Below are 18,501 nucleotides of genomic sequence, written 5' to 3' on the forward strand. Positions count from 1 at the left end.
CCTAAACGATATGGTCATGACAACAAACCACATTGTTTTGTACTTCCTTAAGTACTACGTCAAACATTGTTAACAAATCGCGGACTTTTTGATCACTTAAACTATAATAGATATATTTCCCTTCCTGTCTTCCTGCAATGAGTCCACATCCCTTTAAACAGGAAATATGTTGGGAAATACTTGACTGACTGCCATCCAGGTCCTTGACAATCTGCGATACCGTTTTTTCTTCTTCTTTTATAGACTCAAGGATTTGAATTCTCAATTTATGGGCAAAGCCTTGCAGGAATTTTACTTTTGTTTCTATAGCAATCTCTTTCAACTTATTAACCCCTTCCAATCATATTAGATATTCCTAATACGTTTTCATTACTAACATATTACCAATTTCTAATATGTGTGTCAAAATTAGTACAAAAAAGATTCTTCATAAAAAATAAGCCTATCCTGGTTAGGATAAGCTCACATTAAACGAAGGTCTTAAACTGAATAAATCAGCTTTCAAGAATGAGGCCTCTTTGTTGGTATAATTCACTGATTTCTTTTATTTTAAAAGGAACATCCTCAATCCTTATGGAAGTTGATGCATGTTCTTTTACTGGATGCTCTCCAACACAAACACTGTACTTTGCGTTTTGAAACAGTTCTAAGTCATTTTGGTCATTTCCGAATGCAATAAACTCTCCTGGATGTATGCCTAATTGTCTCAGGCCCTCTGCCTTATGTATTCCTACCGGGCTTATATCCATAAGTTCTTCATCCCCGTGTTCGTATACTTGTACAGAGAGCTTCCCGAGCTGTTGTTTAATCCCTTGATCACTTGTAAATAATACGACTTTCGTGATCTTTGATAATTGAGTCAATGGCTGATTGACAGCACGCTTCTCAGGATCAAGATTACGGAATATGGGATGATGATGATCTCCTGTATAGCTGTAATCCCAATCACTGTCTATCAGATAACTCAGCTGGTTGGTTCCTATGATCTGTTTTACTTGATCAAATGTTTCTATTGTAAAAGTACGAGTCTTGATCTCCTGATTTGCATAAGTAAAGGCACCATTCCCACCAACCATGCGATAGTGCCGGAATTCTTCAGGCAGAACGGGTAATAAATCACGAATGGGCCTGGCTGAAGCGAATACAATTTCGTGCCCCTGTTGCTTACAAACGTTTAAAGCATCACATATTTCTTTGCTTAAGGGTTTTCCTTTAAAACAAATCGTCCCATCTAAATCGAATACAAAAATCATTTTTTTCACCTCTGGCGTTTTGGCATTATGCGCGGCAATTTATACTGCGGTGGGAACTCATCAAATAATGAGTCCAAAACGTTTATCTTATTGTTATCGCCATAGCTTCCTTTATCGTATTCTTTGAATCTCTGCAACATTTCGTCTCTTGCTGGATGATGAACTCCCTCATAACACTTTTCTAAAATAACCGAAAACATTTGATCTACTGCCTGATCCCTGTCAAGTAAGGTATCATCCAGATCGAATAGGATTGCTTTATACTTACCCAAATAAATTCACGGCCTTTCTCTCATTATATAATCCTCACATTTTCTTACCAATTCTAGAATGTCTTTTATCAGCCGCACTTAGTATCAATAAAAAAGCAAAAAAATAAGCACCACTTCCTATAATTATCTTTGTCCCATTACCTAATGGGACTAGAAATGACATGAAAAATATACCTATTGGACTAAATAATATGAAAGCTAAGCCTATTGCAAATGCCACTTTCTCAGGTATTGCTTTCATTTTACCTAACATTTATTTTCACCTTCTCTAATAAGATCTGTTTACTTATTAACCCAGGTTAGAATTAAGAATTTTCCAGAAACCAAAGTACAATGAAGGTGATTAATAGACCACCCCACACAATAAATGAAAAAGTTCTTCTTTTATTCTTATATGTAATGAATTTCGTTCCGATAAATTCAACTATTACACCTAGTAGAAGCAAGATACACATCAGTGCGAAGTTATTCAATTTAATACCCCCCGTTTATCTAAGTGAAAAGAGTGGCTGCTGAACTCAGAAATTCGAGGTGCTAGCTGAAATCGCCCTCCAATCTTCGACATCCTTTAATCAAAAAACTCCATATGTGTCTTCTCTTCTCTATAGTAATCCAATCTTTCTTGCAATGTACCTGTATGAAATTCAAATTTATGCCCATCCGGGTCCGTAAAATAGATGGACTTTTTATCTCTTTCATCTCTCGGACGACCTGACAATACATTTACATTTAATCTCTTTAGTTTGTCGTACATACTGTCAAAATCCTTTTCTTCAATGGAAAGGGCAATATGGGTGTAGGATTGATGTATTTCATTACGGGGGATGTCTTTCTCTACATTAAGGGCAAACCACATCCCCTGAACATCCAAGTAAGCCGTTTTTCTACCCATTACTAATAATTTAGCATCGAATACTTTTTGATAAAACTTAATGGACGTTTCTAAATCCGTAACTGAAAATAGAAAATGATTAAGCCCTTTGATTGTCATTTATTCACCTCCATTCTTTGCTAAACGTATGTAATCTTCGCATTCTATTTATCTACTCCTGGCACATTTTATGTACACAATCAATAACTAAGTCCGGACGATCAAGGAACACAGAATGTCCTGAGTTACTCGCAAAGATTAATTCACTTTTTGAAGATAACTTACTCTGATCAGTGATTAGCTCTGTCCATTTCTCTTCAAATCTCCTTAGTTCCCAAAGAGGGATATCTTTGCCCATTTCTGATTCAATTGTAAATTCTTTATCCCGTCCAATGACGAATAAAGGTACATCTGGAAAATCACCTAAGTTCTTAATTACTTCTGCGTCCTGTTTCCATTCCTTAATCTCCGATGCCATCGCTTGATAGAGTGATGGGGTCACTTGGAAGTCCAATAGTTTCTGCTGAATAGCCTTTGGAAAGCGAAGATGTTTCTCATTAAGGGAAGGTTGAATGATGTCAGATAATTCTTCTTTATCTTTCTTCGAATAATCCAAGCATTTCTTTATCCAGGATTCATCTGATTCCTCATTTATAACGGGTAGATCGAGCTTCTCCAATTCTTTTAATTCAACAGAAGTAGAGTCTACTAACACCACTCCTGCCACACGTTCAGGATAAACTTTCGCGAAGTGTTGGGCACACAGACCACCATAGGAATGCCCTACTAAATAAATCGGCTCCTCCATTTTAAAGGAATGAAGTATATACGCCAGATCACAGACTGTCGACTCTGTATTATGAACCTCCTTACCTAAATCACTAAGTCCGAGTCCCCTTCGATGAAAGGTTAGTATTCGACAAGTATTACTTAATGTTTCAATTACCTCATACCATTCATCAAAAGAGCAGCCCATCCCTGTAAGAATAACAATCTGCGGACCTTTATGACCTTTATACAGTACCTCAATTTTATTGTCTTCTAGTTGGATAAGTGATTGAATCCTTCTCACTCCTTTTCAGTCAGTGCAATAACGTCTGAACCTTTTCCGAAATATAGTCTTTTATCAGTACGAGTTCATCTTTCTCAAAGTCGTAAGTAACTTTTTCACTCGAATAACATTCCACCACTTTGTTAATAGTCATACTCATCTCTTTTGGGAATGTTAATAACCCCCAGTTACCAGCTTCCAGTTTGGAAGAAATAACCCCTTCTTTTAGATACCAAAAAACTCTAATCAAATTTAGAGTACAATAAATGGGGTCTTCTTCGATATTTGTTAAACAATCCTTAAAATCCCCTAATATAGACGATAGATAATCTGATCGTGGGACTAAAGGGAAAACTTCACCAATGGGTCTTCCTTTTACACAAACCCCTCTAGTAGTAGTGATCATAATATGAGCTGCTAAATCTGCATCAGTGTTAACATCCCCATTTAAATACTTGTATGTTCCACTGACTAAATCATTTTCATACCGTTCTCTCCAGAATTCACTAAAATGAAAATCATACGGACAAGGATGCTGCCATTCTGTTAATTGGTTCATATTAAGGAAACTTACTTCAACAGGAAATGGGGAATTGGAATACATTAAGAAGAGCTTTGCTAATTTTCTTTTTGTTTCAACTGTCATCCTCTTTTCCGTGACGACCAATACATCAATATCACTTCGGTCCGGGTTAAATCCTCCCATCGCTAAAGAGCCGTGTAGATATAAACCTATCCAATCATCTTTTATAATTTCAGCAACCCCTTTTTGCAGGGTGAGAATAAATTCTTTTATTCTAGAAGAACAGTTAATTAAATTAAATGCCACAGTAATGCCCCTTTTATTTTTCCGTTAACTTGCTTCATGAATGGACAACTTAGGAAGCGATGGGATGGTTTTCGTGCTTACTAAATTCTCTCTTTTTACTGATCCATTTTATCTACTAAACCATCATTATTCATATTTCGAATGGTGACAATCTTGCCATCTTCATTGAGGTTCATTCTTGCTGTAATCGTAGCGGTGTCGGTTTGGCCGTCTTTGCTGTATTCCACTTCGACTTCATAATCATAAGCTTGGTCTTGATCCTTTTGTATTTCAATATTCGTTGGTTTCAATTGGTACCCATTTTCATATGCAACTCTTTGAAATAACAAAATCTGATTAGTATTCATCATATCTTCCCAATTCATCACCAACGGCTGATAGTTTTCTTCTACATACTTTTCTAATTCAGGCGGAAATGCACCATCTTGTTCTAGAGCGTACGTCAGTTCATCATTAGGTCCTGTGAATTCTTTCTCCAAAAAAGTTTGGATGGTTTTCACATTCTCATCACTTTCCTTTGGAGAGCTACAGCCAGCGGCCAAAACAATGACAGACGCTAAGACGAATAAGTTCATGGTTATGCCCGTGATTTTTTTCATACTCATAACCTCCTCCGTACTCACCTATACGTACAATAATGGTAAAAGTTTCAATTTTATTATAACGGATCTGGATTTCAGATGTTGAACTTAGCAATCGCTCTGACCATCCTTACTGCATTAAAAAGAAGGCTATCCTTTTCTGGATAAGCCTCCGCATCTTGAACCACTTACAGAATAACTAAAATATTGGTTCGTCCGTATTTGTGACGTTAACCAAGCATGGAATGGACAGTACATATAGGATGACCATAATTAGCCAGATGATTGTTGTCGATTGTTTTAGAATCATTCAGACTGTAACTATAACTAATCACTTGTTTGGATAAGTTCCCTCGTTTTAGAATCATAGATTTTATACCTTATTTCAAACTCATGATCCTTTGTGACTGTGAGCTCACAGTAGTACGGAACGGCCCTTCCATAAGAATCCAAGTCAGGGATATCTCTAAAGTAAAAGACATCGGACGAAGCACCCATTTTAAATGATGCTTCACTGGTTCTCCCAGATGAATCTATCTCAATCGTGCAACTCCCTTTTACAACATCATACTCTTTAAATAGCATATATTTTAAGCTGGGGAGAGTGATAACTAGCAGTAGACCGCTGAATATTAATGAAATAAGAGCTTTAAATGTATTTGAAAGAGTAAATTCTCTTTCCTTGAACATATAAACGAACCAAAAAACACCAATCAATAATAACACTGCACCTATTAGCAACATAGCATAATACATTTGTATCCTCATTCCCCAGTTGGAAGTAAATCCATTTTGATGTTAGTGAATATACGTTTATCTCTTTGAAAAAGTTTCGTAATGTTGAAACTACTAATCTAATATTTCCCCCTTTAAATTCTAGAAATCCATAAGAAAACCTCCCTCAAAAATGAGGGAGGTTCTATATTGTTTACTGACCATACCAGACCTTATTATTCTGAATCTGTGTGTTATGTGCTGGGTGCCAGTAATCTACTGAATAAGAGTAATCGTAGTTCATCACGCATCGAATCCCACTACCTTGTGCATCATGTCCAAGCCCGTAGTTATGTGAGAATTCATGCTGAGCTGCTTTAGAAGTGTTTGTTACACCTTGATCTAAGTTAACGCTAAATGCTGTTCCAGGATCTGAAGAATAAACGTAAGCTATTCCTCCAGCATCAAAGTTAGCATCCTTTGAGAAACCAACTACAAAGTCGTAACTGTAACCCGACCAATCCCTACTTAGATCGGATAAGATTTGTGAGCTGTTACCACCTTGTGAGGTCCAATTTCCTACTGCCTGTACTTGGAAGTCTATTCCGTGGTCTCTGATAAATGCGTCATCCGCGTTTTCAACGATTTGTTGTACTCTGCTTTGCCAGTCACTATATGTACCTCGATATTCTTCATCCGCTACCGCTAATACAGTTACTGTTTTGGTTGCTTGAGCTTTGAACTCTTTATTTTGTTGTGCATTTTTTGAAGAGAATGTACTTTTAGTCGTTTTTACATCTTTCACATTACCCTTTTGATCTAACTCTACTACTTTAGTAGACTTCTCGATTTTAGCAGGACCTTTATCAGGAGCATATTCCTTGGCCTTTGGTAATGAATCGATGTAAGTAGTGGTTGGTGCTGCATGGTCATGGTCGTGATGGTCCAGGTCTGTTGGTTGTACCTTTGCAAGTCCAATGGCAGGTGCGATGCAAATGGATAAAGCTAAAGTAGTTGAAGCAATTTTTTTCAAGTTCATAGAGAACCCTCCTTTTTTGGTATACCTAACAAATTCGGGGGATTCTTCCTAATACCTTTTAATTAGAGGTTGAGAAAGTTCGGGTGAAAAGTCCTGTGTACATTCGAGGTATTTCTACTAAATAGGTGAAAATTTTCATGTTTTCTCTACTATTTTTAGATTTAAGTTAGTGGATAAGAGTCAGTTGGAAATTTCCATAATAATCTTACCAGTGGACTTGAAGTTTGTTACCATTTAGATCCTTCTCTCCTTTGTTTCATTTGGTATGTCAAATAGTTCCCTTTCTGTACCTTTTTCCTTCCAACTATGAATATATGTTCATTTACTTTTTTCCAATTATTTTAAAATTTAGCAGCTTACTCAAGAAAAACTTTAGATAAAAAAGAAGCTCAACCCGTTCAGGGTAAGCTCCATATAAAGGAAAATAACTCAACTGAGATTATAGAAAAAACTGTTCTTCAGAAATGACTTGTATCCCGTTTCTTTTAAGTAAAGCAGTTGTGACTCCATTTCCAATCATTTTCTTGCTTTTAAATTCTCCATTGTAAATCATGGCACTTCCACACGAGGGGCTATATTCTTTAAGAACAACTACATCTGCATGAACCTCTTTGGCCTTTTTTAATGTAGCATATGCTCCTTTTAAATACATTTCCGTAACGTCTTTACCTGATTTTTCGACTACTTTCGCTTTTCCAGCCAATACATCATCCCCGTTACCCCCTATTATTTCAGCAGGTTCTCTGGGGGTTGAAAATCCGCCAAGCAATTCCGGGCATACTGGTATCGCCTTATTCTCTTCTATTAGTTTACTGATCTTATGATCTAGACAATGCGTACCGTTATATCTTACTTCCAAACCTGCTAAACAAGAACTCACTAATATCATTGATCACACCTCATTTTGATAGCACCTTATGAACTTGTACAGCTAACTCAACGTTAAATGAATGACTGAATGCTTCCATTCACTCTCAAATCATTTCTTTTCTTATTCCAGAATAGCGCTCCTATTGCGAAGGATCGTTAATCAAAAGAATCTAACCACATAAAAGTATCATGCTTCTTTCATTCGTTAATGGAAAGTTACAACTTAATTTCATACTCCATTCGTTTTGCTGTCGCTGCAGCTACATCTTTTCCGTGCAGTCGAGATATTAGGTGAAACGACATATTTATTCCTGCTGATATTCCTCCAGATGTTAGAATGGATCCTTCATCGACAAATTTAACATCACGCTGGACTGATACTTGAGGAAATTCATGTTTTAATCGATCAATATCCATCCAATGCGTTGTCGCTTTTCTTCCATCAAGAATTCCTGCTTTTGCAAGAAGTAGCGCACCCGTACAGACTGAAGTCAGAAATTCTGTTCTTGATTGCTGGGCTTTAATCCATTCGATGATAGTAGGATTGTTTATTTCAACCTGTTCAGCACCATACCCCCCAGGAATAATCACGATATCTAATAAAGGATGGTTAGCTAAACTAAAATCAGGAACAACTTTCAAACCATTCCTTGCCGTAACCAAGTCTCCATTTTCAGATATTGTTTTAACAATAAACGGCTTTTCATTTGAATGAGGTAAAGTCGCTACAGAAAAAACTTCAAATGGTCCTGCAAAATCCAAAACTTCTACATCATTAAATAGTAAAATACCAACTGTACGCTGTTGCATGTTTTAAACCTCCTTGTGACAGTTATAGATACATAGAGAATGATTAAAAATAAGACTTGTCTTTAGCTAATAATCGAAATTTCCTTTTATGGGTCAGGTGATCAAATTTGCAAGGCTTGATTACCTTATTAATATTGATAATCAAATATTAATTGATTTTGCTTTTATTTTAGGTGGTGGAATTCGTCGATTATGTACAGCCGTACCTCTTCACCGAATTCCAATATTTCCTTCTATTATACAAGAATCGGGCCCGATAAACGCGCCCGATTTGTTTTAGTCTATAACAATCTTTAAAAGGGTTTGATGTCATTCAAACTCTTCTTCTGTTAAATCCATATTAACGGCCATCGCAATACGGCTCCCATCAGCTGCTGCAAAAACCACTTGAGATGGTTTTACATAGGAAGCATCTCCAGCAGAATACAAACCAGGTATGGAGGTTCTTCCTGATTCATCTGTTTTGATCCCACCCGACTTTGTCATTTCATACCCCAACTGGTCTCTGAACGGTGCGCTTTGAACAAATTGGGGCATGACAAAGCCTCCAGCTCTCGCAGTGTGAGTTCCATCTGTAAAGCGAATATGTTCCAATCTACCGTTTTGGCCGATAAAGGCTAGAATGGATTTCTCTATCACCGTAATCCCTTTTGATTGCAGTTGCTTCTTTTGCACTTCCGATAAAAGTGTAAGACCATTGGTACAAACAACCAAATCTTTACTCCAATTGAAGAGCAGTTTCGCCATATGGAAGATAGATGGATTTTCGGAAACAACGAAAATCGGCTGATCCTGCAGTTCCCATCCATCACAATAAGGACAATTAAACAAACTTTTTCCATATAACGAATAAAAGCCCTCGATGTGAGGAAAAATCTCTTTTACCCCTGTTGCCACAATTAGTTTTTTTGTGAGAATACGATTTCCTGAAATATCAACTACTTCAAATCCCATAGCTGTTTTGTTGACTGAAACGATCTCAGTTTGCAGATGATTGACAGAAGGGTAATTCAACACTTCTTTATAAGCAATACGACGGAATTCGGACGGTGATATACCGTCTCTTGTAATGAAACCGTGAGAAGCATGTGTCACAGCATTTCTAGGCTGATTATGATCAATCAAAGCTACACTTCGTCTTGCTCTCCCCAGTACAAGGGCTGCATTCAACCCTGCAGGGCCTCCTCCAATAATCGCACATTCATAAATCATACATTACACCGCCTATATAGATAATATAGATATATTATATCTGTAATTAAACATAAATTTCCTGATTGGTGGAGCTCTTAAGAGTGTAGTAACATTCATCCTTCTCCCTCCCTGAAATATATTAGAGACACATTATATCTATGATTAAATGAAAAGATTCATCTCTAAAGTAAAAAGCTAAAAAAATGACTTGTGTTAAACTCCCATTTGCTTTTGAGCTATGTCCACTAAGTTAATTTCTTTTAAATGTTGCTTCATCTTCTCTTCTGCTTCTTTCATTTCAGCTTGAATTAAGCATTCATCTCCATGAACAAAATCACATTCAAATAAGGAAGCTGTACCTTCTATGGCGTGAATGATATCTAAAAATGTAATATCATCTTTTAGACGAGATAATCGATAACCTCCATGAGCTCCGGAAATTGATTCAACCATTCCTGCTTTTACGAGCTTGGTTAAAATCTTAGACAGATACGTTGTGGAAACACCTTGGGATTCTGCCAGTTTCTGGACACCTATAGGCTCACTTGAAGAAGCAGTAACGAGAGCAAGCATGGTGTGCAACGCATAATTAGTCGCTTTTGAAAATTTCATGTTAACACCTCTATTATAGACTTACTATATCTATAATATCCTTGAATGGATTTATTTGTCAATACTACTGCTTCCTAAATAAGAATGTAGAATGAAAAAATCTTCACCATTTTGACCCTATATTTTAGTATAAATCTTGAAATACGGAATAAAACGCCTGCTGGACGGTTCTTTCGCTTCAGAAGCAGAAGAGCCGTCCCGATGATTCCCCCTATTCTAGAGACCTGGATTTAACAATCCGGTCACTAACCATTGCCACTACTATCCCGATAGCGATTGGTAGTAAAGCAATTTCAGTGTTGGAGAGTGAAATCTTGAATACAAGGAATTCTATATTTCCTATAAAACCAATTACATATAGCAATACCATGGTTCCAATTGCAGCAATTAACGGTAGCCAAAAGGATTTAGACACAACTCCACCTCAATTCAATGAATTCTTAACAACTGTCTTTCAACTTAATACCAATTATTTCAAAGTATTTAAGATCACACAATCCTTTGTTCATCACTTTGATGACATCAAAATCACACCACTAAGTGAAATTGAATTATTAAAATATTTATATCTCAACAAGAATCATAGAGATATCTTCCTATTCAGTGGTCATTACTCCCGATTGATAGAGAATTGGACCTAATTCAGATGTTGATATTTGTAGTATGATTGACTATAAATTACATTTATTAACAAAAGGGAGATGGCAATAGTGATCGGTTTCATTCAACGTTCAGTGACGTATCTGGTTACGTGTTCACTGGTTCTATCTGCTGGTGCTGCTGTAGGGATGACGCAGTCATTCGCAGCCGAGCATGATGATACAAAGGTCATAGAAGATGGCGGCGGCCAAGGGGGAGTCACCTGGATAGAGTATTATTGGAGAGCTTCAGGCAGTAATTTCATCATCATGTATCGAAGTGCCAACGGCGGGGATCAGTGGAAAGAAGTGACCTATAACAAGTACGGAAACATCGTTAAGGTTTTGTATGGAACATATTAAGGGGAAAGGATGATGGATCTGTATCCATCATCCTTTTCTTTGAGTGAAGCGCTGGGACGGGACTATAATCTCCCATCTTTCTACCCTAAGAAATCAAACGTATAACCAACTGTTATAAAGATGACGAAGAAGACAAGACCTAGAAGTGTAATGACGTACTCTCTTTCAGCTTTACTCCTTCTCCATTGCATAAAAACATCGAATCCCGAGAGTAAGATAATGATTATCGCCCCGACGAGTTCAGCCTGGAAGAACACAACACATATAAAAAAGAGCGTCCAACCGATTCTCCTTACCCAAGTGTGAGTTGAACCAAGTCCTTCTAATCCGGATTTTCTGTTATATGGAATGTTCCACCATCTCCTGGCAATCTTCTCAACGATAAAATATGCAGACAGGGCGATGACAATATAAACGATAAAACTGTACATGTGATGCACCTCCAAAAGTCCGTCTAAAGGGTAATGTTGCATGCCTAAGGATTTATCTAAACGACTCCGCCATCTTAATCATGTCTTTCTTGGATAAAGTAATGTCAGATCCCCCGGGCAAGTATTCCATTTCATATTTAATGGTATCCCCTTCAATCCATATCAGTCGGTTGACCTTTTCCGGACCTTCTGATTCATAATAGCTTCCTTTGGATTGGCCGACTTTCACTTCTTCCTGGTATAGTGTCAGATTGGTTCCTGGTTCTATGGATTGAAACGTCAGTTTGATTATTTGTCTTTCCTTACCCGTCAAGGTCACCAATTCTATTTCCCCTGAAGGATCCGCACTTGTTTTGGTTGTGACCTCCGCTACTTCAAATGGGGCCTTTGTGAGAAACTTGAATTCTGCGCCAAGGGATTCAGGACGATCTTTGGCCTCGTATTGATAAAAAGGGGCACTGGCGTTATTTCCGTCAAAGAGTCCCAATTGTGTTCCACCGAAATAAACGAACAGAGAGAGGCATGCGGCAACAAATACAAAGGACATCAACGGAGCGAATATCGGTTTTTTATTGAATGAAAAGGCTTTGGATGAAGGTTTCGAATGAACCTCATTCAGAATGTTCTCCCTCATCTTATTGGTAAAACCATGCTCTTTGAAGGTCTCTTCTTTCATCAGACCTCGCAAACGTTTAAGCTCATCCATTGTTATACACCTCGTTCCGTTTAATCGTTGAACCGAGCAGCGCTTTCCCTCTTGTTAATCTGGTCTTCACGGTATTGGTGTTCAAATCCATACAGGCCCCGATTTCAGATAGCTTCATTTCTTCAAAATAATAGAGGAAGATGACTTCCCGATATTTGATGGGAAGGGACAACACACTCTGGATCAGCTCTGAATTCTTTTCCTTCTCGATCACAGTTTGTTCCGGGGCGCCCATCTTTCCTTTGACCATGTCATTGATTTTATTCGATAGACTGACCATACGTGTATCCCACCGTCTTAAATAATCCTTGCAATGATTGACGGCCACGCTGATGATCCATGTTTTAAGGGTGGAATCCTCGCGAAAGGTATCCATTTTTTGATAAAACTTGATGAAGATCTCTTGAGTCAGATCTTCCGCCAGGCTGTGTTCCTTCACATAGGAATAAACAATGTAATACACATCATTTCCGTATTCCGTCATGGCTTTCTCAAGTAGTCGATCTTTCTCGGATTTAGAAACAGTTCCGGGTTTCAAACACTCACCTGCTTTGTATGTATCTTCACTAATTAAGACGTTTTTACTATAGAAAAAGTTTGGGTTTCTTTACAATTTGTCAAAAAAACACGCCTGGCGAGGTTTATCGCCAGGCGAAAACGTGGATTACATGATGATTTCTTTACCCTGTTCATGCCTGACTGACTTCCCTAAGCTTGCAAGGCTTCCCGCAATCAGGAACTGCGCCAAGTAGTAGGTTGTCATAATCAAAACATCCGAATAAGGGATGGCTGACACGAACATATTCCATGACAGGATCGAGTCCGAGATGACAAACAGGATACTACCGGCAGTTGCCCATAGGTTCCCGGTCAGGATGGCGGTCAGGGCCATCAGGGAAATGACCAGCATGTAGGCAACGACGGGGATCACGAGTCCATCATTCCCTTCGGTTTGGAGCGCGGTAATCAGTTGTCGGCCGATGATGAACGAATACAATCCAATCGGCAGTAAGGCAGCAAGGCGAGTCTTGTTTATACGGGACATTTTGATAAAGCCCATCAAATAGAAAACGTGTCCCACCAGGAAGGCTCCAAGCCCGGCAACAAAAGACACGGCAATGAACCCGTCGCCCAACATGCAGAAAAACAGGCCGATGACGATGAGTCGCATGGCCGGAGCTGGTCTTTTAGGCAGCTGACGGAATGCGTAGAGAATGATGAGTAGCATCGGGATCAGTTTAAAGATGATTTTCAACACGAATGGTTCTGACGGAATGATGAATATGTAGAGGACGGCCATGATTCCGATCAGGGTGGGGAGTATCCATTTATTCAACATCGTTCACATCCTGTTTATGCGATTTTTTTAGTCCTTTGATATATATACTTGTTTTTGGGATGGAATTCCTTCTTTGGACAGAGTTGAATCTGATTTTAGTATGTGATCCAGCTTCTCTTTTACAGGGAGATCTTTAATCATGCTGGTTTGGGCTATAATTGTGTCGGATATGAAATAATCATGCAGGTTTCAGATTTATCGTGCAGGAATTTGATTTATTAAGCCCCTTTTTCACATATTTGATTCTTGATGAAGTCCGCCGTCCACAAAAAAACGCAAGAACCCCTAAAAAGATGCGTGGTCCTTGCGTCTTTCATTTGAATGAAGTTGACTTTTTAATAATTTCTCCCCCAGGACCTACACTATAATTAGCAATTGAAGAGGATACTATGCCTTCTCTGTTGAGCCCGTCCTTATAATTAAACGTGATTTCCCAAGCCTTTGAATCACTGCTGAAATGGGTTTCTTTTGAAAGGAGTTCCACGTCATCCATGCTGATTTTTTTGAAGCTTGAATCATTATGTTCCTGTACATCTTGTTCAAATTGTTCCATGGCGATGGCTTCGGCTTTCTCACTTTCAATGATTCCCGTTCCATCATCGGCACACCCTAACAAGGAAAGGACTGTGATCAAGCTTACAAGAGTAATCATGATTCTTTTCAAATGAAACTTCCCCTTAACCATTGGGACCGCCACCTGAATGGTGATTTGAATTCATGGCTTGTTGGGAATACCGTGCGGACTTTTCATAGGCTTCATCCTTTGGATTTCGGGACGTATTCTTGATGCTATCCCCATAAAACTCCCTCTTCCTGGAACCAATCCAAATCCTAATCGCAAAGTAAAGGACTAGAATTCCGATGAAAATAAAAAAATACATCATTTGGTTTCCCCCTCCTTACTCTATATGTATGATTAATGTCAATTATTTCAAATATTGTGGTGTTGGGCAATACCTAATCGGAATTCCATCAATCATGCCAGTTTGTTGAATGTTCTTATCTTGTAACTAAAAAAGACCCGTCTCCTCGACGGGTCTTTAAGCTGAATCATTTCAAAGGAATAAAATATTTCTCCATTTCCCTTTCAGAGAGAACAACTCTCCTGGATAAGTCTTTCGTTCGTAAAACAAATTCCTTGATGCCAATATACTCAGATTCAGCAATCAAATAGAAGTGGGCCCCCTTTTTGAACCCTCTGAAATCGCTTTTTAATTGATATCTTTTCAGCATGGTCTCCAGTAACTCCTTGGTTCATTACAAGCCGTAAGCCTATAGGTCACTGGCTCTTTTCCACCTGATACGACTCCGGATAGATCGTTTCGATTTTCTTTATAAAATAATAATGCTTATATAAAGCGAGCCCGATTAAGATGATTCGAACAAACAGGATATCCACGAACACGACTGAGAGCAGAATAAAGAAATCAGCCGTCACGTTGATCCTGATTTTCTCTTTCCGGGTCATCCCCTTCTTTTGAAGGAGGGCGAGAACATATTTATCATATATGACTGTGCTCTTAAACCAACGATCGATCCGCTTCGAACTTTTCGCAAAGCAAAACGCGGCAAATAAGTAAAACGGGCCACCCGGCAGAACCGGAAGCACAGTGCCGGCAATCCCGAACACCAGGGATATCGAGCCAAGCAGCATAAACAGAATGCTCTTTATCTTTTTCAGTGTCATGATTGATTTCCCCTACCATCGTTAGATTAATAGACATGTTTCTACTTCCATCCATTGTACTATAACTATAACAGGAAGGTCCGGGTAGTGGATTAGGTGATTTATGTTAATTGTGTGGCGATTGGCGGGTGGATGAGGAAAAGAGGCTGACACCATTCCTATACTGTATTAAGAATAATGCGATCAACCAGCGATCATCGTTTTGCCTATAGAAGATTCATGACATTCCTTTTACTTGTTTGTATTTTCCCTTTCTAGAAGCTCCACCCGCTGTTTTAAAGATTCAATTTCATGATGATTCGACTTGTTTAAACCTTTATATAAAGATAGGAAACCCCAATATATCATGGCAAAACATAATCCCAATATAAACAATACAATGAAGATCCCAAAAATAGTCTCTAAAATGATTCGTCACCCATTCCTTTTTTCAAATGTGTTATTTCCATTGGGCTCAACCTTTCTCCTCCTAGTATAAATAAATGACTTATACACCATCACATATGTTATAATTATCCAATAATCGAGAGGAGACCCATCCATGTCCAATGAAGTCCTGTTTAGCATTTTCCCGCTATTGACCCTTTTGTTTTATCTGGCTCCCATTGTATTCATCATCTGGTTCTTGATGAAATTCCTGAAGATCCAGCAAGAAAAGAACCGGATCCTGCAAAGCATTTCTGACAAGCTGGATAAGAAGCAGCAGGATTAATTATGGGCGTGAAATACCGCCCATTTCATTTACGTTTCACACTATAAAACCTCATCGCTTTCGGGACCCCTTCGATGTCAAATACGCCATTCATGATTAAATGCCTTACTCGATACTCAAAATATCCGTCACCGATATATTGTTCCACATGTCCCAGCACTTCACCTATCAGTCGAGCTGATTTCATGAACCCCGGATTCTCCAACTCTTTATGCAGTTTTTCCGCTGTATGGATGATGTACGCATCATAATAATCTTCCCGGACCCTTTTTATTTCACCATTCTCCCAGATTCTCAATACTTCCTGTGTGGCAGACAGCTCTTGCCACTCCTCTTCGTATGCTATTCTTTGTTCATTATTCAATGGAGCAGACTCTTTTTCATACATCAGCCCTACTTTTTCTGGGGAAAGTTCTCCAGTGTGCAAGGTATGGGAATGGGTTGTATCCATGATATACAGATCGTTTGGCTTTGCTTTTAATAGATACAGAACAAATCGCAGGGCCGTTTGTTCGTGAGCATTTGCCCCGGCCCAAATCGTAATGGGGATATGGCCAGGAATCTCCTCAATCTCCGAGATCGTTTCATTGAACCTTTCATGGAATTCCGTTAGTTCATCCCCTTCAAAAAGAATATGATTTTCGAGCCATTCATACCGGTGATGAAGCCCCTTTTCTTCATGCAGTTTCCATAAGGGACCGATGGAGAACACATCCGAAAAAGCGAGCACCTTAACGTCTCCCACATCCCTTTCTTTTAACGCGATTTTCAAACTGCCGGATGCAGAATCTCCAAACAAGATATGGACGGATTCATATGTCTTTTCCGTCGCAGCCTGACTTCTTTTATACTCCACAAAATTCTGATAGGTGTTCTTCAGATCTTTTAACAGCTGAGCTTGCTCTGTTTCTTCTGCCATATTGATTCGTAGCAGCATGTGGAATAGGAGGGATTTCACTTCTTCCTCTGTTGAATGCTCCACGAGTTTTTTTATTTGATCGATCAATTTATTTCACCGCCTTTAAAGCAGATAGTTCCTTCATAAGCTACTATCCACATCTTGTAATAATACCATAAAAATCCAACCGGATTTATCATGGAACGAGAAGGAATCACCATTCACACAAAAAAATGACCCCAATAAAAAATACCCACTTAAAATACAATTTTAAATGAGTATCTATATATTCTTGGAGCGTACATCACAAATCTTTTGAAAACTAGCGTGAATTTTTTTCCACTACTACGTGTTCAAACTTTTCCCCTAACAAATCAATGTCAAAGGCTTGACCGAAGCCGACAACATAACGGCCTTCTTCAGGAGTCAGTTCAAATAAGGACATATCGATCCCTCTTAAAACCCCCATCATGGGTGTTCCGTGAATCTCTTCAAACTTGGTGAAAATTTCTTCATGTCCTACATCCCCAATATTCAAAGCCGAGCATTGAATGCGGACACGCTCACGGGCGAATAGATTGGGCGATTTATTCTCATCTGAGATGAGCATAACATGAATACGATTGTTTCTTTCGATATATTGGTAATGTTCGGAAATCGCACTAATGTAGATATAGAATTTCCCGTCATGCTCTACATAAGGGGAATAGCTGATAAATGGATCACCATTTTCATCTTTTGTGCTGATGATCACCGTGTTGATCTTGTCTTTGAATTGTACATAACGATCCTTCATTTGTTGCAAATCGATTTGTTTTGTCATGTGAATTTTCCCCTTTTCACTTTATTTATTATGAAGATATTCCTACCAATTGAATGCGAGGCTTGTTGTGAATCGTGTGGGTATCGATTTCTGTTTCCACACCATATACGTTTCGAATCATTTCCTTTGTCATCACTTCTTCCGGTGTACCATATTGCTTGATCTTCCCGCCCGAAATCACGCAAATGCTATCACTGTATATACTTGCCTGATTTAAATCGTGCAGCACCATGACGATTGTGACACCGAGCTCCCTGTTCACGGTTTTAATTAAATCCAGAAGCTGCAGCTGGTGGGCAATATCCAGGTAGGTGGTGGGCTCATCGAGTAACAGCACTTTCGGGGATTGAGCGAGAGACATGGCGATCCATGCTCTTTGAGCCTCTCCCCCGGATAAGGAAGAGACTTTTCGATCCTTGAAGGGTTGCAGTCCCGTTTTTTCAATGGCCCATTCTACGATTTCTACATCCTCTTCTGTTGTCCGCTCATACCATTTTTTATGAGGGGAACGTCCGTATTTCACCAGCTCCTCCACAGAAATATCCGATGGGGGTTCGTTTGATTGAAACAGTACACTCATCATTTGAGAGATTGTTTTCGTTTTCAATGATTGCATATCTTTCCCATCCAGGAAGACCTGCCCTCCTTGAATCGGCATCAGCCGGGACATGGTCTTTAATGCAGTCGACTTTCCAGATCCATTCGGACCGATAATGGAGACGATCTCCCCTTCGTTCACCTTCAGGGTAAAATTGTGTATGATTTTTTTATCATCGTAGCTAATGTTCAAATCTTGGGCTACCAACAT

26 protein-coding genes and 1 pseudogene are annotated in these 18,501 nt (G+C 38.8%); 2 read left to right on the forward strand and 25 right to left on the reverse strand.

Translation table 11 applies throughout. The features are described 5' to 3' along the window. Position 1: 1 nt before the first annotated feature. The 14 genes and pseudogenes from ACXAF2_RS15420 to ACXAF2_RS15485 all read right to left on the reverse strand — a co-directional run bounded on the left by ACXAF2_RS15420 (position 2) and on the right by ACXAF2_RS15485 (position 10,096). The gene (locus ACXAF2_RS15420; RefSeq protein ID WP_475139945.1) at positions 2–322 is read right to left on the reverse strand and encodes an ArsR/SmtB family transcription factor; all 321 of its coding nucleotides are present in this window, start codon (positions 320–322) and stop codon (positions 2–4) included. 172 nt (positions 323–494) lie between these two features. Next, complete coding sequence (locus tag ACXAF2_RS15425) at positions 495–1,253, reverse strand: HAD-IIB family hydrolase (protein WP_475139946.1); 759 nt, start codon at positions 1,251–1,253, stop codon at positions 495–497. Between the two features lie 29 nt (positions 1,254–1,282). Then, positions 1,283–1,507 (reverse strand): annotated as a pseudogene (locus ACXAF2_RS15430) (HAD family hydrolase); the annotation flags it as partial. A 52-nt stretch (positions 1,508–1,559) separates the two neighbouring features. Beyond that, positions 1,560–1,778: a hypothetical protein gene (locus ACXAF2_RS15435; protein ID WP_475139948.1), complete on the reverse strand. Its 219-nt coding sequence runs from the start codon at positions 1,776–1,778 to the stop codon at positions 1,560–1,562. 315 nt (positions 1,779–2,093) lie between these two features. Continuing rightward, entirely contained in the window at positions 2,094–2,516 is a 423-nt protein-coding gene (gene fosM, locus ACXAF2_RS15440; protein ID WP_475139949.1) for a FosM family fosfomycin resistance protein, read from the reverse strand. 52 nt (positions 2,517–2,568) lie between these two features. Continuing rightward, positions 2,569–3,468 carry an alpha/beta hydrolase gene (locus ACXAF2_RS15445; RefSeq protein ID WP_475139950.1) on the reverse strand — a complete coding sequence of 300 codons (900 nt, stop codon included), beginning with the start codon at positions 3,466–3,468 and terminating at the stop codon, positions 2,569–2,571. A gap of 10 nt (positions 3,469–3,478) precedes the next feature. Further along, positions 3,479–4,276, reverse strand: coding sequence for an aminoglycoside adenylyltransferase domain-containing protein (locus ACXAF2_RS15450; RefSeq protein WP_475139951.1), 798 nt, complete (start codon positions 4,274–4,276; stop codon positions 3,479–3,481). Between the two features lie 95 nt (positions 4,277–4,371). Next, entirely contained in the window at positions 4,372–4,875 is a 504-nt protein-coding gene (locus ACXAF2_RS15455; RefSeq protein ID WP_475139953.1) for a hypothetical protein, read from the reverse strand. Between the two features lie 309 nt (positions 4,876–5,184). Next, positions 5,185–5,613 (reverse strand): hypothetical protein, encoded by a 429-nt coding sequence (locus tag ACXAF2_RS15460; protein WP_475139954.1) that lies wholly within the window; start codon positions 5,611–5,613, stop codon positions 5,185–5,187. A 172-nt stretch (positions 5,614–5,785) separates the two neighbouring features. Then, positions 5,786–6,610: a zinc-dependent metalloprotease gene (locus ACXAF2_RS15465; protein WP_475139956.1), complete on the reverse strand. Its 825-nt coding sequence runs from the start codon at positions 6,608–6,610 to the stop codon at positions 5,786–5,788. Between the two features lie 439 nt (positions 6,611–7,049). Further along, positions 7,050–7,499: a 2-thiouracil desulfurase family protein gene (locus ACXAF2_RS15470; protein WP_475139957.1), complete on the reverse strand. Its 450-nt coding sequence runs from the start codon at positions 7,497–7,499 to the stop codon at positions 7,050–7,052. A 197-nt stretch (positions 7,500–7,696) separates the two neighbouring features. After that, entirely contained in the window at positions 7,697–8,290 is a 594-nt protein-coding gene (locus ACXAF2_RS15475; RefSeq protein ID WP_475139958.1) for a DJ-1/PfpI family protein, read from the reverse strand. A gap of 309 nt (positions 8,291–8,599) precedes the next feature. Continuing rightward, the gene (locus ACXAF2_RS15480; protein WP_475139960.1) at positions 8,600–9,502 is read right to left on the reverse strand and encodes an NAD(P)/FAD-dependent oxidoreductase; all 903 of its coding nucleotides are present in this window, start codon (positions 9,500–9,502) and stop codon (positions 8,600–8,602) included. A gap of 195 nt (positions 9,503–9,697) precedes the next feature. After that, positions 9,698–10,096, reverse strand: a complete 399-nt coding sequence (locus ACXAF2_RS15485) for an Rrf2 family transcriptional regulator (protein WP_377107692.1) — start codon at positions 10,094–10,096, stop codon at positions 9,698–9,700. Positions 10,097–10,806: 710 nt separating this feature from the next. On the opposite strand from ACXAF2_RS15485, the gene ACXAF2_RS15490 reads away from it, so the two are divergent. Then, the gene (locus tag ACXAF2_RS15490; protein ID WP_475139963.1) at positions 10,807–11,097 is read left to right on the forward strand and encodes a hypothetical protein; all 291 of its coding nucleotides are present in this window, start codon (positions 10,807–10,809) and stop codon (positions 11,095–11,097) included. A gap of 80 nt (positions 11,098–11,177) precedes the next feature. Here the strand turns inward: ACXAF2_RS15490 and ACXAF2_RS15495 are convergent, their stop codons facing one another. The 8 genes from ACXAF2_RS15495 to ACXAF2_RS15530 all read right to left on the reverse strand — a co-directional run bounded on the left by ACXAF2_RS15495 (position 11,178) and on the right by ACXAF2_RS15530 (position 15,260). Then, positions 11,178–11,528: a DUF4181 domain-containing protein gene (locus ACXAF2_RS15495; RefSeq protein ID WP_475139964.1), complete on the reverse strand. Its 351-nt coding sequence runs from the start codon at positions 11,526–11,528 to the stop codon at positions 11,178–11,180. A gap of 52 nt (positions 11,529–11,580) precedes the next feature. Further along, entirely contained in the window at positions 11,581–12,234 is a 654-nt protein-coding gene (locus tag ACXAF2_RS15500; RefSeq protein ID WP_475139965.1) for a hypothetical protein, read from the reverse strand. After that, positions 12,227–12,772, reverse strand: coding sequence for a sigma-70 family RNA polymerase sigma factor (locus ACXAF2_RS15505; protein WP_475139967.1), 546 nt, complete (start codon positions 12,770–12,772; stop codon positions 12,227–12,229). Before ACXAF2_RS15505 ends, ACXAF2_RS15500 begins: the two co-directional genes overlap by 8 nt. Positions 12,773–12,898: 126 nt before the next feature. After that, the gene (locus ACXAF2_RS15510; RefSeq protein WP_475139968.1) at positions 12,899–13,573 is read right to left on the reverse strand and encodes a lysoplasmalogenase; all 675 of its coding nucleotides are present in this window, start codon (positions 13,571–13,573) and stop codon (positions 12,899–12,901) included. Positions 13,574–13,886: 313 nt separating this feature from the next. After that, positions 13,887–14,237, reverse strand: coding sequence for a hypothetical protein (locus ACXAF2_RS15515; RefSeq protein WP_475139969.1), 351 nt, complete (start codon positions 14,235–14,237; stop codon positions 13,887–13,889). 13 nt (positions 14,238–14,250) lie between these two features. Next, on the reverse strand, positions 14,251–14,457 hold the full coding sequence (locus ACXAF2_RS15520; protein ID WP_475139971.1) for a hypothetical protein: 207 nt from the start codon (positions 14,455–14,457) through the stop codon (positions 14,251–14,253). Between the two features lie 166 nt (positions 14,458–14,623). After that, a complete protein-coding gene (locus ACXAF2_RS15525) occupies positions 14,624–14,806 on the reverse strand; it encodes a hypothetical protein (RefSeq protein WP_475139973.1) in 183 nt (60 codons plus the stop codon). Between the two features lie 46 nt (positions 14,807–14,852). Further along, positions 14,853–15,260 carry a YbaN family protein gene (locus tag ACXAF2_RS15530; protein ID WP_262371814.1) on the reverse strand — a complete coding sequence of 136 codons (408 nt, stop codon included), beginning with the start codon at positions 15,258–15,260 and terminating at the stop codon, positions 14,853–14,855. Between the two features lie 541 nt (positions 15,261–15,801). On the opposite strand from ACXAF2_RS15530, the gene ACXAF2_RS15535 reads away from it, so the two are divergent. After that, positions 15,802–15,972 (forward strand): hypothetical protein, encoded by a 171-nt coding sequence (locus tag ACXAF2_RS15535; RefSeq protein WP_475139974.1) that lies wholly within the window; start codon positions 15,802–15,804, stop codon positions 15,970–15,972. 25 nt (positions 15,973–15,997) lie between these two features. Here ACXAF2_RS15535 and ACXAF2_RS15540 read toward each other — a convergent pair whose 3' ends face one another. From ACXAF2_RS15540 to ACXAF2_RS15550, 3 genes are all read right to left on the reverse strand, one after another. Then, positions 15,998–16,978, reverse strand: a complete 981-nt coding sequence (locus ACXAF2_RS15540; RefSeq protein WP_475139975.1) for a DUF1835 domain-containing protein — start codon at positions 16,976–16,978, stop codon at positions 15,998–16,000. 214 nt (positions 16,979–17,192) lie between these two features. Next, on the reverse strand, positions 17,193–17,693 hold the full coding sequence (locus tag ACXAF2_RS15545; RefSeq protein WP_475139977.1) for a HugZ family pyridoxamine 5'-phosphate oxidase: 501 nt from the start codon (positions 17,691–17,693) through the stop codon (positions 17,193–17,195). Positions 17,694–17,721: 28 nt separating this feature from the next. Further along, complete coding sequence (locus ACXAF2_RS15550) at positions 17,722–18,501, reverse strand: ABC transporter ATP-binding protein (RefSeq protein WP_475139978.1); 780 nt, start codon at positions 18,499–18,501, stop codon at positions 17,722–17,724.

The organism is Rossellomorea sp. ABR4_004 (genome assembly GCF_056159585.1).

Bases quoted from the DNA above. Each gene is read 5' to 3' on its own strand.
- ACXAF2_RS15530 (WP_262371814.1), bottom strand. From the start codon at position 15,260: ATGACACTGAAAAAGATAAAGAGCATTCTGTTTATGCTGCTTGGCTCG.
- ACXAF2_RS15525 (WP_475139973.1), bottom strand. From the start codon at position 14,806: ATGCTGAAAAGATATCAATTAAAAAGCGATTTCAGAGGGTTCAAAAAG.
- ACXAF2_RS15520 (WP_475139971.1), bottom strand. From the start codon at position 14,457: ATGATGTATTTTTTTATTTTCATCGGAATTCTAGTCCTTTACTTTGCG.
- ACXAF2_RS15480 (WP_475139960.1), bottom strand. From the start codon at position 9,502: ATGATTTATGAATGTGCGATTATTGGAGGAGGCCCTGCAGGGTTGAAT.
- ACXAF2_RS15460 (WP_475139954.1), bottom strand. From the start codon at position 5,613: ATGTATTATGCTATGTTGCTAATAGGTGCAGTGTTATTATTGATTGGT.
- ACXAF2_RS15475 (WP_475139958.1), bottom strand. From the start codon at position 8,290: ATGCAACAGCGTACAGTTGGTATTTTACTATTTAATGATGTAGAAGTT.
- fosM (WP_475139949.1), bottom strand. From the start codon at position 2,516: ATGACAATCAAAGGGCTTAATCATTTTCTATTTTCAGTTACGGATTTA.
- ACXAF2_RS15435 (WP_475139948.1), bottom strand. From the start codon at position 1,778: ATGTTAGGTAAAATGAAAGCAATACCTGAGAAAGTGGCATTTGCAATA.
- ACXAF2_RS15545 (WP_475139977.1), bottom strand. From the start codon at position 17,693: ATGACAAAACAAATCGATTTGCAACAAATGAAGGATCGTTATGTACAA.
- ACXAF2_RS15465 (WP_475139956.1), bottom strand. From the start codon at position 6,610: ATGAACTTGAAAAAAATTGCTTCAACTACTTTAGCTTTATCCATTTGC.
- ACXAF2_RS15510 (WP_475139968.1), bottom strand. From the start codon at position 13,573: ATGTTGAATAAATGGATACTCCCCACCCTGATCGGAATCATGGCCGTC.
- ACXAF2_RS15455 (WP_475139953.1), bottom strand. From the start codon at position 4,875: ATGAAAAAAATCACGGGCATAACCATGAACTTATTCGTCTTAGCGTCT.
- ACXAF2_RS15535 (WP_475139974.1), top strand. From the start codon at position 15,802: ATGTCCAATGAAGTCCTGTTTAGCATTTTCCCGCTATTGACCCTTTTG.
- ACXAF2_RS15550 (WP_475139978.1), bottom strand. From the start codon at position 18,501: ATGTTGGTAGCCCAAGATTTGAACATTAGCTACGATGATAAAAAAATC.
- ACXAF2_RS15495 (WP_475139964.1), bottom strand. From the start codon at position 11,528: ATGTACAGTTTTATCGTTTATATTGTCATCGCCCTGTCTGCATATTTT.
- ACXAF2_RS15425 (WP_475139946.1), bottom strand. From the start codon at position 1,253: ATGATTTTTGTATTCGATTTAGATGGGACGATTTGTTTTAAAGGAAAA.
- ACXAF2_RS15470 (WP_475139957.1), bottom strand. From the start codon at position 7,499: ATGATATTAGTGAGTTCTTGTTTAGCAGGTTTGGAAGTAAGATATAAC.
- ACXAF2_RS15485 (WP_377107692.1), bottom strand. From the start codon at position 10,096: ATGAAATTTTCAAAAGCGACTAATTATGCGTTGCACACCATGCTTGCT.
- ACXAF2_RS15500 (WP_475139965.1), bottom strand. From the start codon at position 12,234: ATGGATGAGCTTAAACGTTTGCGAGGTCTGATGAAAGAAGAGACCTTC.